Raw genomic sequence first — 14,012 nt, forward strand, 5'->3', positions numbered from 1 at the left:
CGCAATTGTTAGAATTACGTCATATTCTCAACCGATTTTACCCAAAAAAATTAGATTAATATTCTGATTATTGGCTATATTTTGGAATATTGCGCTAAGAGCCCTCAAATTATAATATTATTCACACGACCTTCAGGTGCTATTTTTGATATCTCAATTGTGATTGTGATGCGATTTCAATGAGTGGGATAAAGGCCATTATGAGTTGATGATGGAAGCGCTCTAATCCAACTCATTCCAACCCACGCCATTTGACACGCTACCATCAGTTCGGGGTGTTGACGATCACCCGGAGGATAACGAGCGCGGCATAGACGTCACTTATCTACGCTTCGGGCACAGGTCGACGACTGATGTTTCAGAACAAGGCAATGTTAGACTATTCGCGCGTCCCAACCATCCAGTTGCCAGAAAAAAACCACGCCACAGCGAAAGAAAACAAGCGGCTCATAGATGATGGAACAAATGGCCCATTCTTTTGGGACAAATGGGGCTAATTTACCCCTTCTTTAATTAAGAAGGCCCTTTTCAAAAGAATTGCTAAGATTTACGTTTATATTGCCTTATCCGGGAGGTAGACAAGTGATATTCACTAAAGAATCGGCTTATACGGGGTATATTAGCAATGAACAAAGAACATAATTTTCATGAACTAATAGAAAACGCAGATCATGCAGCTGATTTTCTTTCAGCACTTGCTAATAATAAGAGAATTATGATTTTATGCAAACTTCTTCATAATGAAATGTCGGTTGGAACGCTTGCAAAAGCTATCGATCTCAGCCAATCGGCTCTTTCTCAACATCTTGCAAAACTAAGGGCACTCAATCTGGTCTCGACGCGCCGCGATGCCCAAACCATCTACTATATGGCTTCCTCTGCGGAGGTCGAACTGATGCTGTCCACGCTTTCAAACTTCTATATGCACGCTGCAGCACCGCGTCATGGAGCGCCCGCTGCGCCCAACTGCTGACTTTGCCAGCAGCCCTTCATAATCTTGGCGCGATGTTTTAAATCCTTTCCAGCGAAAGCTTATCCGTACTTATTCCATTGTGAGATGCGGACCGAATTGGAAACAGTTTCAGTGCTGCTATTGCACTCGAAACGCATTAAAGAAGCGCAAGGTTATTGGCCCATCATGCCGCAATCCCATCACGGACACGCCCGCATCGAAAGGATCACAGATCCTCAGGACACCCGCCTCCTTCCCTATCGTGATATTCGCGAAAAGGATCTGATCGGGCGCCAGCAGCGTTTCATCGCCGAGGGCAAGGTTGTCATCAATGTCTTGCTATCATCTTCAGCACGGTTCGAAGCCGAATCGCTGCTGGTGCTGGAAAACCGGCTTGAAGGACTATCGCCCCAGATAGAGAGAACTCCCGTGGATGTGCCGATCTATTGCGTGCCGCAGATCGTCATGGACGCGGTTGCTGGCTTTCATGTTCATCGTGGCGTTCTGGCGGTGGGGCGCCGCAAACCGCAGCCTTCAGTCGATGAACTGCTTGCCGGACTGCCGGAAAAATCGCTCATCGTTGTGCTGTGCGGCATATCCAACCACGACAATATAGGGTCCATTTTCCGCAATGCTGCTGCCTTTGAAGCCAATTGCGTACTGATGGATACGAGTTGCTGCGACCCACTTTACCGAAAATCCATTCGCGTTTCGGTTGGTGCGACGCTGAAAGTGCCCTATTTTCACGGAGCCATGATCGACGACATCCTGACGGCTGTCAGCAGGGAAAACTTCAACATTCTCGCGCTAAGCCCGTCATCTCAAAAAAACATCTATCAGGCTGGAGAGCATGAACGACAAGCCATCCTGCTCGGCACGGAAGGTGAAGGCCTGCCGCAGCGCCTTCTCAACAGCCTGGACACTGCGCGCATTCCGATGTCACGTGATTTTGACAGCCTGAATGTTGCAACCGCTTCTGGCATTGCGCTGTCGCGTTTCAGCCGGTTTCTCTAAAGAATCGGCGCAAAAACGGAGACGATTGCTGCAAACCATGATGTGTACAATCAAAGATTGTGCGCCCTTTGCGGATGAAAGGACGCACCAAACGAAATAACCTTACGCGGCCGAGGCCTTGGCATTGCCATCGACGAGGCGGCGAAGCATTTCTTCCGCCTGCGGCTCACGCTCCGAGCGGGCAATAAACCCTCCGCCGAAGACTCGGGCCGTATTGCTTTCGTCGGAATAAAGGACACAAGCCTGCCCGGGCGCGATACCGCTTTCACCATCGATAAGCTCGACCCATGTCTGTCCATCGACATGATGCAAAACTGCAGGCCGGGGCGGACGCGTGGAACGAACCTTGGCAAAAACCTCCATTCCACCCGTCGGCAAATCACTTACAGCGCCATCTCCGAGCCAATTCATATCGCGCAGAAACACCTTGTGTGTTTCTAGAGCTTCGCGCGGACCGACGATAACGCGACCATGCGCTGCATCGAGATGCACGACATAAAGCGCCTCGCCAGTGGCGACACCGATGCCGCGGCGCTGGCCGACTGTATAACGGACGATGCCTTCGTGACGACCAAGCTTGCGCCCGTCAATGTGAACGATATCGCCCGGATTGCTCGCTTCAGGCTTTAACCGGGAGATGATGTCTGAATATTTCCCTTGTGGCACAAAGCAGATATCCTGACTGTCCTGCTTCTTGGCGACAGTCAGTCCCATTTCCTCGGCGATCTCACGCACTTGAGGCTTAGGCAGATGCCCCAACGGGAAACGCAGATAGTCGATCTGCACCTGGGTGGTAGCAAACAGGAAATAGCTCTGATCACGATCGGCATCAACAGGTCGATACAATGCGCGATGCGCACCATTGGCGCGGCTACGGATATAATGCCCGGTCGCAAGCGCATCCGCGCCCAGATCACGCGCTGTCTGGAGGAGATCGGCAAACTTGACAGTCTGGTTGCAGGAAACACAGGGGATCGGCGTTTCACCGCTGACATAGGAATTCGCAAAAGGATCAATCACGGCTTCACGGAAACGCGCTTCATAATCAAGGACGTAATGCGGAATGCCAAGACTTTCCGAAACGCGGCGGGCATCTTCAATGTCCTGCCCCGCACAACACGAGCCGGCACGATGAACCGCAGCGCCATGATCATAGAGCTGTAGCGTTACGCCAACAACGTCGTAGCCTTCCCGTTTGAGAATTGCCGCCACGACCGAAGAATCGACGCCACCTGACATGGCGACGACAACACGCGTTTCTTCCGGCTTTCCCGGCAGATCGAGGCTGTTCAGGCTCATGATAGTTTCCAGCTTCCGGGCCATGCCCTGCTTTTCAAAAATTCCGATTTCTACGGCTTATATAGGCCAAACTGCGGCAATTTGCCAAGGTGTTGCAAAATAAACATTGTGACGTTTGCGTCAGCCTGCACACACTTCGCCGTGATATCGCGACGTCAGAATAAAAAAATGACCGTTTTAGCGCTAAAATCCAAATTTTTTTCAAGTGTTACCAGAGTGTTACCAGAGGCTTAGCTATTTTTTAAAGCTGTGCGGTTAATCTCGGGCTCGATTAGGTCCTTGAGTGTTGTGTAGAGAGTACAATGACCGATCTGGTAAGACCGCGTATAAAATATGTAATTGGTCCTGATGGCAGTCCGCTGACCATCGCGGACCTTCCGCCCGCCACGACAAGGCGTTGGGTTATCCGCCGCAAGGCTGAAGTTGTTGCTGCCGTTCGCGGCGGACTTCTTAGTCTTGAGGAGGCTTGCCAACGTTACACGTTGACGGTGGAAGAATTTCTTGGTTGGCAATCTTCGATCGATGAGCATGGTCTCGCCGGTCTCAGAACCACCAGAATTCAGCAATACCGGCATTGACGTGCCGTATTTTCACACGCCTCATTCAGGGCGCGTGTTTTAAACATGACAACCGGCCCTCAGGGGCCGGTTTTCGTTTGCACAATCACTGCCTATGTTCAAAGATAGTGCTGTGAACAAACGGGAGATCGGCATGAGCGGAAATATCGATATTCGCAAGGAAGACAGTTCCGATGGTGGCCGCTACGTGGCTGCGCTGGAGGGATCCGAAGCCGAAATGACCTATACCCGACTCGGACCTGCACTCATTTCCATCGATCATACACTGGTGCCCGAGGCCATTCGCGGCAAAGGAGCTGCACAAGCTCTCGCCAAGAGTGCTGTTCTTGATGCACGCAGAAACGGCTGGAAAATCATTCCGCGATGCAGCTTTTTGCAAGCCCAGCTTACACAACATCCCGACTGGTCGGATGTGATCAGCAACGCGTGATGCTCGGTAAATTTTGCGGCACTAGTGTGGGGGATTTGAATCTGAAACTCATTCAAAGCCTTAAGTGATACGAATCTCAGATTCGTCGCACTAGAGCATGTCTTCCAGAAGTGGAAACCGGTTCTGGGATAAAGACATGCGTAAAAACAGAAACTTAAAGCGTGCCTTGTTGATATGATAAAATGCGACACGCTTTAGAGCGCTTAGTCCCTGCGCAAATCGTTGATCCGCTCAGCCAGACTTTTCGAAACTTCGCCAGCTGTCGCGCTTTTATCCGCAGCCTCTAAAAGGGCGCGGATCGGTGATCCCTCGCCTTCCTTTTCGGCGGTAGCAACGACCATATATGCAGCGAGATTAGTCATTTTCTCGCGCAACCCGGCATTTTGCCTGACCACGGCTCGGTCAGACTGCGTTCCGCTCTCCAGTCTCGTTTGCGCCTGTGATAGTTCGCCAATGAGTTGCTCGAGCATTTTGTGCATATCGCTCGGAACCGGTCGTTTCATATTGGTTGATCGGACATTTTCCGCCTCGCCACGACTGATCTCGCTGCGTAATATATCCGCGAGTCCCTCCACCGCACTATAAGAATCAGGGCCGGCTTCCGGTTCGGTTTGAGGGATTTCAGCCATGCCTTTTCCGACCTCTTGTACCGCCAGCGCTGCAACGGGCTGCGCCTCCTCCTTGCGGGAAGTGTCCGACTGTTCTTCAATAGATGACAGGTGTTTGAAAGCATCCTGCTGACGGGCAATCTCAACGGCCTGCTCGGCCACCTTGCGGCGCTCGAGTTTGAGTAATTGCTCTAATCTGCTGATGGTTACGGCATATTCTGCCCTCAAACCATCCTTGTCGGCCCGGATTTCAGCAAGCGTGACCGGGAGCTCCGCCTGAACCTGACGCCGCGCCAGAAAAGAGGCGCGCCGCCAAACCGAAGGGCCGAGCAGTACCAGCACGAAAACCGTGACGAGAACGCCGAGAATGAAAAAAAGAGCAGACTGGATCACGGTTCCACACGCGTTGGGCAATGCCTACCGGCATTAAAGCAATTCACTAGAAAGGATTCCAGGTCGGCGCTTCGGAAAGCTTCAGGTAACCGATATTGACACCAAGCCGGGCCCCAACGCCAGTACGGATCGGTACCAGCACGATATTTTGTCGCTTCAGCACATTGAAGCCGACACCCGCGATCACATAGGCTGAACCGGCAACACCTGCATATCGTCCATAGAGATGTTGAATATCGTCAAGATTATAGACGAGCATCATGACGCGCGAACCTTGGCCGCCAAAATCCCAGCCAAGCGATGGGCCTTGCCAGAACGTCTTATGATCGCCCGCGTTCTTGGTATAGAGCGTGCCTTCGCCATAAGTCAGGCCACCGAAAAAAGCGCCGGAACCTTCTTCGCCCAGAATATAGCCGTTCGGCAGGCCAAAACTCTGAAAAGCTTTTTCAACGGCACTGGCGAGCCCACCGGAAGCCGAGCCGAAGAAGCTATGTCCAGACTGAACAATTTCTTCCGCAGTATAGGTGTTCTGCGCCTTGGCCACCGACGGCATAGCCATGAGAGACCCAATTAAAGCGAGAAAAAAAGCAACAAGGACTGCTGCATTGCGGAAACTGGTTTGCGACAGGGATGGTATGGCCATTTAATTTCCTTCCGGCTACCCGTTTCTCTGCCCGACGGCCCCGGTAAAAAGCCTTACGTCACCTCTTTCGGGCGCTTTCGACGAATCGTTTTCCATTAAACGCGAATTTATTGTCCAAATCCTTAAGATCGGAAATTGACCGCATAAAGACACGTCAATCCCGCTACTGTACCATTCAAGAAAGCGGGCTTTGTTGCGGCCCCCGATAACGGCGTGTATCCAGTAAAATCAATATTCCGGGCGATTCGCTCGCCTTCACACAGTTCCTGAAACCGCCCGGTTGCTGGAGCCGTTTATCAACCGATCGGGACACGCATGTCGGGCCAGAGCTTGGGACATGTAGTTCCACCCGCGTTCTGGAGAAACCGTTATGCCTTTGCCCGTCACCCTTTCCGCACTCGACCTTGGTGCGCTTCTGTGCAGCAGGATCTGCCATGACATTATTTCGCCTGTTGGTGCGATCAATAATGGCCTTGAACTGCTTGAAGAAGGCGGAGCGGATGAAGATGCAATGGATCTCATCAAGTCGAGCGCGCGCAACGCATCCGCAAGGTTGCAATTTGCCCGCATCGCTTTTGGTGCTGCCGGTTCCGCAGGCGTTCAGATCGACACGGGCGATGCACAACATGTCGCCACCGAATATTTCAAGAACGAAAAGCCGGAGTTTTCCTGGGAAGGCACCCGTGTGTTCCTGCCCAAGAACAAGGTCAAACTTCTGCTGAACCTGCTCTTGATCGGCAATGCCGCTATTCCGCGCGGCGGTTCTCTGGCCGTGCGCCTTGAAGGCGGCGACACGGAACCGCGCTTCGTCATCACCGTTCAGGGTCGTATGCTGCGCGTCCCCCCCAAGTTTCTTGAATTGCACTCAGGCGCAATGCCAGAAGAACCGATCGATGCACATTCTGTACAACCTTATTATACACTGCTGCTGGCGCAAGACGCCGGTATGACCATTTCAATTCGTGCAACGGCAGAAGATATCGTCTTCTCCGCAGAATGATCGGGCAGAATGACGAAAGTGCATGAGCCACGCTCATGCTCTTCAACTTAAGCCTGATACGCAAAAAGCTCCGCGAAGGCGGAGCTTTTTACCATTCGCTTATCGAATGAAAACAATCAGGCGCTTTCGCGCAATTCCGCACCGTCGGGTTCGCGAAGCACATAGCCACGGCCCCAGACAGTTTCAATATAGCTCTGGCTACCGGAAGCGGCATCGAGCTTCTTTCGCAGCTTACAGATGAAGACGTCGATAATTTTCAGTTCCGGTTCGTCCATACCGCCGTAGAGATGGTTGAGGAACATTTCCTTGGTCAGTGTCGTGCCTTTGCGCAACGACAGCAGCTCCAGCATCTGATATTCCTTGCCGGTCAGATGGACACGCTGGCCCGCCACTTCCACGGTCTTGGCATCAAGATTGACCACCAGATCGCCAGTCGTAATGACCGACTGGGCATGACCCTTGGAGCGACGTACGATCGCGTGAATGCGGGCAACCAGCTCATCCTTGTGAAAGGGCTTGGTCATATAGTCATCCGCACCGAAGCCAAGGCCACGAACCTTGTCCTCAATACCGGCCATGCCGGACAGGATGAGGATCGGCGTTTTCACCTTGGAAAGTCGCAGCGTACGCAGAACCTCGTAACCAGACATATCCGGCAGATTCAGGTCCAGCAAAATAATGTCGTAATCATAAAGTTTGCCGAGGTCGATGCCTTCTTCGCCCAGATCGGTCGTATAGACATTGAAACTCTCGGACTTGAGCATCAGCTCGATGCTCTGTGCGATAGCACTGTCATCTTCAATCAACAGGACGCGCATCTTTATCCCCTTTCCGCTGCTGACAAATGATCCCTCACGGCAGCACACGGAACAATCGTTGCCTTGTTATGAAGGTGCCAGCAAATGGTTAACAAAATATGTTTCGCCTTGGCAAGCATATTTATGACCTGTTTAGAAAATTCTTATAGCAATATGAATCATATAAGGATTCCAGCCTGCAATAATCTCATATTCTACTTTAAGAACCTTCTCTAAGTGATTCAACCGACTCTAGCTTTTGACTGTTGCCCAAAAACCACAACAGATTTACCGAGCCTTAAGTCCTAACGCGTATGATTAACCTCGTCGGTAAAGGAATGGTTACCAAGCAAGCGAATCCTTAACTTTTTGTTTCGCTTGAAAGGCTCATTTTTGACGACAAATACGAATACAGACCCGTTAAGTAACTGAATTCGTTTAAGTTTCGCGGTGTCACAGTGGGGTTTCCTTCCTGTTTACACCTGTTAATAAAAGTCGGGGGGAACGCCCCAACACGGAAGCTGGCTGGTGTTCAAGGAGTATTGCGTATGAAACCACGTGAAAGCCTCGTCAGGCTGAAACTGTTCCAAGTGAAGGAAAAACGCCGTCAATTGGGCCAGCTTGACCTGATGATCGGCGAATTTGAGCGCATGGCCGGGGAACTCGATGCTCAAATCCTGTCAGAAGAAAAGAAAGCAGGCATCACCGATATCGATCATTTCGCTTATCCGACCTTCGCCAAGGCAGCACGCCAGCGGCGCGACAATCTGTTTGGATCGATTCGCGATCTGATGTCCCAGAAGGAAGCCGCCGAAGCCCAACTTGTAATCGCGGAAAACGATCTTTCCAAAGCTGAGGCGCTGGAAGAGCGCGATAATGGCAAGGCACCTCGCGAACTTATTGAACGGCCCGCCAACCCGCGCCGTGCCATGATCGGATAAGCAATCCATCATGATAGCTAACTAACAATTCAGATGCCACCTCTCATTGAGGCGGCATATTTTGTTCCGAAATACCTGCTTTCATCAGGTGGAAAACTGGCATCATATTATTATTGCCTCGCAATAAACGTGGTTTGCATCGTGTCCGTCCTGGGATAGTGATGAAACACGATGCAATTACCTCCCCCTTCCAAGCCTGGTTCCGATATCAGCGGATTGAACTTTGGCAAACTCCCCCGTTCGATCCAATGGGGCGTGCTGTTCATTCTATCGGCTGTGTTAATTTTCACCGGAGAAATTCTCAGCCTTCCAGGTGCCCTGCTCGTCGGCGCGATGGTCGGCGGCATTCTTCTTGCAACCGGTGAAGCCACAATTCGTGTTCACAACTGGCTTTCGCTTGGCGCGCAAGCTGTCATAGGCTGCCTGATCGCGCGCGCAATCACGGTCGAATTCTTCATCAATATGGGTCAGCATCTTCCCGTCATACTGATCTCGATGATCTATGTATTGCTGGTGAGCACTCTCATCGGCTATTTGCTGGCTTATTTTCGCATCATACCAGGGACGACAGCTGTATGGGGCACCTCCGCCGGTGCCGCGTCCGCCATGACGCTGATGGCGGAATCATTTGGCGCAGATGCGCGCCTCGTCGCTTTCATGCAATATCTGCGTGTGGTTCTGGTGGTGTCTGTCGCTTCGCTCGTCGTGCGCTTCAATATGGAAACCAGCACTCTTGAAAATGTCGCGATGATCTGGTTTCCGCCCATCAATCCACCAAGCCTTGCAGCAACCCTGCTTCTGATTATGGGCGGTGCCATTATTGGGCAAATATCACGTATTCCGACCGGCGCCATGCTCGTACCGCTGGCGCTCGGCGTCCTGTTGCAGGATACGGGCGTGATGACGATCGACCTACCGCCATGGCTGCTTGCTGCAAGCTACGCCCTCATTGGCTGGCGCATCGGTCTTGGGTTTTCGCGTGCAATTCTCGCTTATGCGGCCAAGGCATTTCCTGCGGTCCTGCTATCGATCCTGCTGATGATCGCCGTATGCGGCCTGTTTGGCATGGTGCTGAGCTTTACGCTCGGCCTTGATCCCTTGACCGCCTATCTCGCAACCAGCCCCGGCGGTGCTGATACGGTCGCCATTATCGCAGCGTCCAGCAATGTCGACCTGCCCTTCATCATCGCCATGCAAACAAGCCGTTTCTTTGTTGTTCTACTGGCAGGACCAACAATCGCACGCTTTATTGCGCACCGCCTCAACAAACAGGGCAAATAAAAAAAGCCCGGAAAATCCGGGCTTTCTCCAATAAGTGATTCCGCAATCAAGCTTTTTTGCCGTGGAAGCCACGGATTGCAGCAATGACCTTGTCCTGATCTTCTTCCGATAGATAAGGATGCATGGGCAGGCTGAGAATGCGCTCTGGCAGGCTTTCGGAAACCGGCAACCCGCCCGGTGCTATCGGATAATGCTTGTAAGCCGTTTGCAAATGCAAAGGCTTCACATAATAAATTACCGATGGAATGCCTTCTGCCTGAAGATGCGCCTTCAGCCCATCGCGGTTTTCGCTTTCAAGCGAATATTGCGCCCAAGCCGAACGATTGCCAGCCGGCAAGGCCTGAACTTTGACCACATCTTTCAGCTCTTCATTATAGCGCTTTGCGATACGGTCACGCGCTTCCATCTCGTCTTCGAGAATTGCCAGTTTTTCCAGAAGAACCGCTGCCTGAATGGTATCGAGACGCGAATTGATGCCAATACGCACATTGTCATATTGCGTCTCACCCTTGCCGTGGAACAGCACCGAGCGCAAGGTTTCGGCAAGCTCTGCATCATTGGTGAACATCGCACCGCCGTCGCCATAGCAGCCAAGCGGCTTTGCCGGATAAAAGCTTGTCGAGCCTACATGGCCGAAAGCGCCGCACATGACATTATCGCGCTTGCCGCCAACGGACTGTGCCGCATCCTCGATGATGAACAAGCCCTCACGGTCAGCGAGTGCGCTGATGCGATTATAGTCGGCAGCAAGCCCAAAAAGATCAACCGCAATGATGGCTTTCGGTTCGAGTCGCCCTTCCTTGCGGATCGCGGCAACAGCAGCCTCAAGTTGTTCGACATTAATGTTGTAGCTGTCAGGATCGACATCGACGAAAACCGGCTCCGCCCCAACCAGCGCCACCACTTCCGCGGTCGCAGCGAATGTGAAGGACGGCACAAAGACCGCGTCACCGGGGCCGATGCCACGTGCCATCAAAGGCATTTGCAGTGCATCCGTACCATTGGCACAGGCAATCACATGCTCAACGCCCAGATATTCACCAAGTTTATTTTCAAACTCGGTAACTTCAGGACCCAGAATATATCGCCCTTCTGCAACAACCTTGGTAATGGCGGCGTTGAGACGGTCTTCGATACGCGCACGCTGCGCCCCAAGATCAATAAACTGCATTTTCGGCTCCATCAAAACCGGGCCTGCGCGCAACAACGGCGAATGCCCGATAACTATCTATTCGCTCGGCCCGCGCCCCGCCATGGCTGGAGCGTTCAAAGTTTTGCGAGGTCTGTAATACCGCTTGACGAAAGTGGCCTATCGAGTCGCTTTCTGCGGGTGACGTACGGTTCCCTCAGTCAGGATGCGCAGCACGCTGATCGCTTCCTTTCCATCGGTGCGCGGTGTTTCGCGCGTCTCGATGCAATGCAGGAAATGCTGCAATTCGCGGGTGAGCGGCATACCCTCCTCGACCGGGATATAGGCTGGCTCAACCGACTTGAAGGCCCATTGATCATCTTCACGCCAGACTTCATGACTGTAAAGCGCAAGCTTGCGATCCCATGGTTCGCCATCATCGAAAACGGCCATGCCTTTGGAACCGACGACACTCAAGCGCCGCTCACGATAAGAATTTAGTCGCGATGCAAACAAATGTCCGCGGATCCCACTCGGGAACTCCAGATGCACATGCGCAAAATCGCTCAAATGATCGAGGAAAGCCGCACCCTCGCCGCGAATGGCGCTCGGTTCTTCACCCGTGATAGCAAGAATCATCGACAGATCATGAGGCGCCAGATCCCAGAGCGCATCGTTTTCGGTATGAAATTTGCCAAGCCCGACACGATGCGAATGCACATAACGAATGTCGCCCAGTTCACCGCTCTTGACCATATCGAGCAATTTCTCAAATGCCGGGTGAAAGCGCAGAATATGGCCGACCATGAATACGCGCTCATGAGCACGCGCTGCTTCCACTTCCGCCTTAGCGGATGCGACGTCAAGCGCGATCGGCTTTTCGACAAGAACGTCTTTGCCGTTCTTAACCGCTTCTGTTGCATAGTGTGCATGAAACTGCGGCGGCAGGGCAAGAACGATACCGTCAATATCCGGGCGCTGGAACAGTTCATTGATCGGCACATTGGGAACGCCGAATTCCGACGCGAACCGCTCGGCGTTTTCCGCTTTGGCGTCAGAAACAGCCTTGAGGACGCCGAGACTTTTTAAAGTACGTATATGATTGCCGCCCCAATAGCCACAACCCAAAACCGCAATACGAGGTGCCATGAAACTATGCCTTTGCTTGTGTGCAGTTTCTTATCGGTGCAAATGATGGAAAACAAGGCGAAACCGACGCGAAGAACGCTTGACAGGGTTTCATTCCCCACATATACCGCCGCCATTCCTTATGGGAACGAGGTTTTAATGTCTCGGAGACGATCCATTAAAATCGTTCTGGTCAGGCGTTGCGTGGCGGAGTAGCTCAGTAGGTTAGAGCAGAGGAATCATAATCCTTGTGTCGGGGGTTCGAATCCCTCCTCCGCTACCAAAACTCCATATTTTTCAGGAGTCTGATTTGACCCTGCTGATCAACCAGCCGCATCCTTCAATAGACATTGCATCTATTGAAGCTTTGGTTCGCACATTTTATGCGCGAGCGCGAGAAGATGCTCTGCTCGGCCCGATCTTTGCCGAAGCCGTTCATGATTGGGAGCACCATATTGCGCAGATCGCGCAATTCTGGTCATCGATTATCCTGAAAACCGGCGGCTATGCCGGTCGCCCCCTGCCCCCACATTTGCGACTTAATCTGCAAGGTCAGCATTTTGATCGCTGGCTCGAACTGTTCGAGCAAACGGCACGGGAAATTTTCCCGCCGGAGGCGGCGATCATCTTTATCGATCGCGCAAGGCGGATAGCCGACAGTTTTGAAATGGCCATCGCAACGCACAATGGAGAAATTTCCTCCCCACGCCACTCACGACGGCCACTCTCCTAAAACAGTCAAGCTGCGGGCTTGGTATTCTCTGCCTCTAGCTGCTGTTCATGGCGCAGCAGCATGCCATAAAGATCACGCGGTTCATCGGGATCGGCCAGCAGATCAAGCTGTTGGTAAAATCCCGTATCCTTTAGCTTGTCACGGACATAGCGCAGTGCCGAAAAATCTTCCGTTGCAAAACCAACTGAGTCGAACAAGGTGATCTGACGCGGATCCTTGCGGCCTTCCATCTTTCCGGTAATGACTTCCCAAAGCTCATTAACCGGATAGTCTTCCGGCAATTGCTGGATTTCGCCCTCAATGCGCGTTTGCGGCGGATACTCGACAAAAATATCCGAGCGACGCAGAATATCACCGTGCAATTCGGTTTTGCCGGGGCAATCGCCACCGACCGCGTTGATATGCACACCGGCACCGACCATATTATCGGTCAGAATCGTGGCATTTGCCTTGTCCGCGGTGACAGTCGTGATGATATCAGCCCCTTCAACGGCCTCTTCGACGCTCTTGCAAGCCACGATGTCCAAGCCTGCATCCGCAAGATTGCGGATGCATTTTGCTGTCGCCTGCGGATCGATATCGTAAAGACGCAATTTATCGACGCCCAGCAACGCCTTGAAGGCCAGCGCCTGAAATTCGCTTTGTGCGCCATTGCCGATAATGGCCATGGTGCGTGCACCCTTGGGGGCCAGATGCTTTGCAGCGACTGCCGATGTTGCAGCCGTACGCAGGGCGGTCAAAATTGTCATCTCGGTCAAAAGCATCGGATAACCGCTGCCGACATCCGAAAGCACGCCAAATGCGGTTACGGTCTGAAGCCCTTCACGGGTATTTTTGGGATGGCCGTTGACATATTTGAAGCCGTAGAGCGTGCCGTCGCTGGTGGGCATCAATTCAATGACGCCCTCATCAGAATGCGAGGCCACGCGCGGCGTCTTGTCGAAACTCTCCCAACGATGGAAGTCTTCTTCCACATAGGCGGCAAGTTCCTTGAGGAACGTCTCGACGCCGACCGAAAGGACCAGTTTCATCATGTGATCGACACTGACGAAAGGCACGATATTCAGGTTAGGCTGGGTCATATTG

General features: G+C 52.3%; 15 protein-coding genes and 1 tRNA gene. 9 read left to right on the forward strand and 7 right to left on the reverse strand.

Annotated elements, in window-relative coordinates:
• Positions 1 to 625: 625 nt before the first annotated feature.
• Together AAIB41_RS06675 and AAIB41_RS06680 are read left to right on the forward strand one after the other, a co-directional pair.
• Positions 626 to 973: a metalloregulator ArsR/SmtB family transcription factor gene (locus AAIB41_RS06675; protein ID WP_343312495.1), complete on the forward strand. Its 348-nt coding sequence runs from the start codon at positions 626 to 628 to the stop codon at positions 971 to 973.
• A 165-nt stretch (positions 974 to 1,138) separates the two neighbouring features.
• Entirely contained in the window at positions 1,139 to 1,966 is an 828-nt protein-coding gene (locus tag AAIB41_RS06680; protein WP_343312497.1) for an RNA methyltransferase, read from the forward strand.
• Positions 1,967 to 2,068: 102 nt separating this feature from the next.
• Here AAIB41_RS06680 and mnmA read toward each other — a convergent pair whose 3' ends face one another.
• Complete coding sequence (mnmA, locus tag AAIB41_RS06685; RefSeq protein WP_343312499.1) at positions 2,069 to 3,265, reverse strand: tRNA 2-thiouridine(34) synthase MnmA; 1,197 nt, start codon at positions 3,263 to 3,265, stop codon at positions 2,069 to 2,071.
• A gap of 302 nt (positions 3,266 to 3,567) precedes the next feature.
• Between mnmA and AAIB41_RS06690 the strand changes: the two genes are divergently transcribed.
• Positions 3,568 to 3,843, forward strand: a complete 276-nt coding sequence (locus AAIB41_RS06690; protein WP_343312501.1) for a DUF1153 domain-containing protein — start codon at positions 3,568 to 3,570, stop codon at positions 3,841 to 3,843.
• Between the two features lie 133 nt (positions 3,844 to 3,976).
• Positions 3,977 to 4,273 carry a GNAT family N-acetyltransferase gene (locus AAIB41_RS06695; protein WP_343312503.1) on the forward strand — a complete coding sequence of 99 codons (297 nt, stop codon included), beginning with the start codon at positions 3,977 to 3,979 and terminating at the stop codon, positions 4,271 to 4,273.
• Positions 4,274 to 4,476: 203 nt separating this feature from the next.
• Here AAIB41_RS06695 and AAIB41_RS06700 read toward each other — a convergent pair whose 3' ends face one another.
• Together AAIB41_RS06700 and AAIB41_RS06705 are read right to left on the reverse strand one after the other, a co-directional pair.
• Positions 4,477 to 5,274 carry a hypothetical protein gene (locus AAIB41_RS06700; RefSeq protein WP_343312505.1) on the reverse strand — a complete coding sequence of 266 codons (798 nt, stop codon included), beginning with the start codon at positions 5,272 to 5,274 and terminating at the stop codon, positions 4,477 to 4,479.
• A 46-nt stretch (positions 5,275 to 5,320) separates the two neighbouring features.
• Positions 5,321 to 5,917, reverse strand: a complete 597-nt coding sequence (locus AAIB41_RS06705) for an EipA family protein (RefSeq protein ID WP_343312506.1) — start codon at positions 5,915 to 5,917, stop codon at positions 5,321 to 5,323.
• Positions 5,918 to 6,287: 370 nt separating this feature from the next.
• Between AAIB41_RS06705 and AAIB41_RS06710 the strand changes: the two genes are divergently transcribed.
• A complete protein-coding gene (locus AAIB41_RS06710; protein WP_343312507.1) occupies positions 6,288 to 6,917 on the forward strand; it encodes a histidine phosphotransferase family protein in 630 nt (209 codons plus the stop codon).
• A 116-nt stretch (positions 6,918 to 7,033) separates the two neighbouring features.
• On the opposite strand, the gene ctrA is transcribed toward AAIB41_RS06710, so the two are convergent.
• Positions 7,034 to 7,735: a cell cycle two-component system response regulator CtrA gene (gene ctrA, locus AAIB41_RS06715; RefSeq protein WP_343312510.1), complete on the reverse strand. Its 702-nt coding sequence runs from the start codon at positions 7,733 to 7,735 to the stop codon at positions 7,034 to 7,036.
• A gap of 527 nt (positions 7,736 to 8,262) precedes the next feature.
• On the opposite strand from ctrA, the gene AAIB41_RS06720 reads away from it, so the two are divergent.
• Together AAIB41_RS06720 and AAIB41_RS06725 are read left to right on the forward strand one after the other, a co-directional pair.
• A complete protein-coding gene (locus AAIB41_RS06720; RefSeq protein ID WP_343312512.1) occupies positions 8,263 to 8,655 on the forward strand; it encodes a flagellar export protein FliJ in 393 nt (130 codons plus the stop codon).
• A 171-nt stretch (positions 8,656 to 8,826) separates the two neighbouring features.
• Complete coding sequence (locus AAIB41_RS06725; RefSeq protein WP_343312514.1) at positions 8,827 to 9,936, forward strand: AbrB family transcriptional regulator; 1,110 nt, start codon at positions 8,827 to 8,829, stop codon at positions 9,934 to 9,936.
• Positions 9,937 to 9,982: 46 nt separating this feature from the next.
• Here the strand turns inward: AAIB41_RS06725 and AAIB41_RS06730 are convergent, their stop codons facing one another.
• Both AAIB41_RS06730 and AAIB41_RS06735 read right to left on the reverse strand, forming a co-directional pair.
• Positions 9,983 to 11,107 (reverse strand): DegT/DnrJ/EryC1/StrS aminotransferase family protein, encoded by a 1,125-nt coding sequence (locus AAIB41_RS06730; RefSeq protein ID WP_343312516.1) that lies wholly within the window; start codon positions 11,105 to 11,107, stop codon positions 9,983 to 9,985.
• 138 nt (positions 11,108 to 11,245) lie between these two features.
• Entirely contained in the window at positions 11,246 to 12,214 is a 969-nt protein-coding gene (locus tag AAIB41_RS06735) for a Gfo/Idh/MocA family oxidoreductase (protein WP_343312518.1), read from the reverse strand.
• A 185-nt stretch (positions 12,215 to 12,399) separates the two neighbouring features.
• On the opposite strand from AAIB41_RS06735, the gene AAIB41_RS06740 reads away from it, so the two are divergent.
• A tRNA-Met gene (locus tag AAIB41_RS06740) sits at positions 12,400 to 12,476 on the forward strand.
• A 27-nt stretch (positions 12,477 to 12,503) separates the two neighbouring features.
• The gene (locus AAIB41_RS06745; RefSeq protein ID WP_343312520.1) at positions 12,504 to 12,926 is read left to right on the forward strand and encodes a group III truncated hemoglobin; all 423 of its coding nucleotides are present in this window, start codon (positions 12,504 to 12,506) and stop codon (positions 12,924 to 12,926) included.
• A 5-nt stretch (positions 12,927 to 12,931) separates the two neighbouring features.
• Here the strand turns inward: AAIB41_RS06745 and AAIB41_RS06750 are convergent, their stop codons facing one another.
• Positions 12,932 to 14,008: an ornithine cyclodeaminase gene (locus AAIB41_RS06750; RefSeq protein ID WP_343312522.1), complete on the reverse strand. Its 1,077-nt coding sequence runs from the start codon at positions 14,006 to 14,008 to the stop codon at positions 12,932 to 12,934.
• Positions 14,009 to 14,012: the final 4 nt, after the last annotated feature.

It is taken from the genome of Brucella sp. BE17, assembly GCF_039545455.1.
Taxonomy (GTDB): domain Bacteria; phylum Pseudomonadota; class Alphaproteobacteria; order Rhizobiales; family Rhizobiaceae; genus Brucella.

Bases quoted from the DNA above. Each gene is read 5' to 3' on its own strand.
- AAIB41_RS06680 (WP_343312497.1), top strand. From the start codon at position 1,139: ATGCCGCAATCCCATCACGGACACGCCCGCATCGAAAGGATCACAGAT.
- AAIB41_RS06690 (WP_343312501.1), top strand. From the start codon at position 3,568: ATGACCGATCTGGTAAGACCGCGTATAAAATATGTAATTGGTCCTGAT.
- mnmA (WP_343312499.1), bottom strand. From the start codon at position 3,265: ATGAGCCTGAACAGCCTCGATCTGCCGGGAAAGCCGGAAGAAACGCGT.
- AAIB41_RS06735 (WP_343312518.1), bottom strand. From the start codon at position 12,214: ATGGCACCTCGTATTGCGGTTTTGGGTTGTGGCTATTGGGGCGGCAAT.
- AAIB41_RS06750 (WP_343312522.1), bottom strand. From the start codon at position 14,008: ATGACCCAGCCTAACCTGAATATCGTGCCTTTCGTCAGTGTCGATCAC.
- AAIB41_RS06695 (WP_343312503.1), top strand. From the start codon at position 3,977: ATGAGCGGAAATATCGATATTCGCAAGGAAGACAGTTCCGATGGTGGC.
- AAIB41_RS06705 (WP_343312506.1), bottom strand. From the start codon at position 5,917: ATGGCCATACCATCCCTGTCGCAAACCAGTTTCCGCAATGCAGCAGTC.
- AAIB41_RS06710 (WP_343312507.1), top strand. From the start codon at position 6,288: ATGCCTTTGCCCGTCACCCTTTCCGCACTCGACCTTGGTGCGCTTCTG.
- AAIB41_RS06720 (WP_343312512.1), top strand. From the start codon at position 8,263: ATGAAACCACGTGAAAGCCTCGTCAGGCTGAAACTGTTCCAAGTGAAG.
- AAIB41_RS06730 (WP_343312516.1), bottom strand. From the start codon at position 11,107: ATGCAGTTTATTGATCTTGGGGCGCAGCGTGCGCGTATCGAAGACCGT.
- AAIB41_RS06725 (WP_343312514.1), top strand. From the start codon at position 8,827: ATGCAATTACCTCCCCCTTCCAAGCCTGGTTCCGATATCAGCGGATTG.
- AAIB41_RS06675 (WP_343312495.1), top strand. From the start codon at position 626: ATGAACAAAGAACATAATTTTCATGAACTAATAGAAAACGCAGATCAT.
- ctrA (WP_343312510.1), bottom strand. From the start codon at position 7,735: ATGCGCGTCCTGTTGATTGAAGATGACAGTGCTATCGCACAGAGCATC.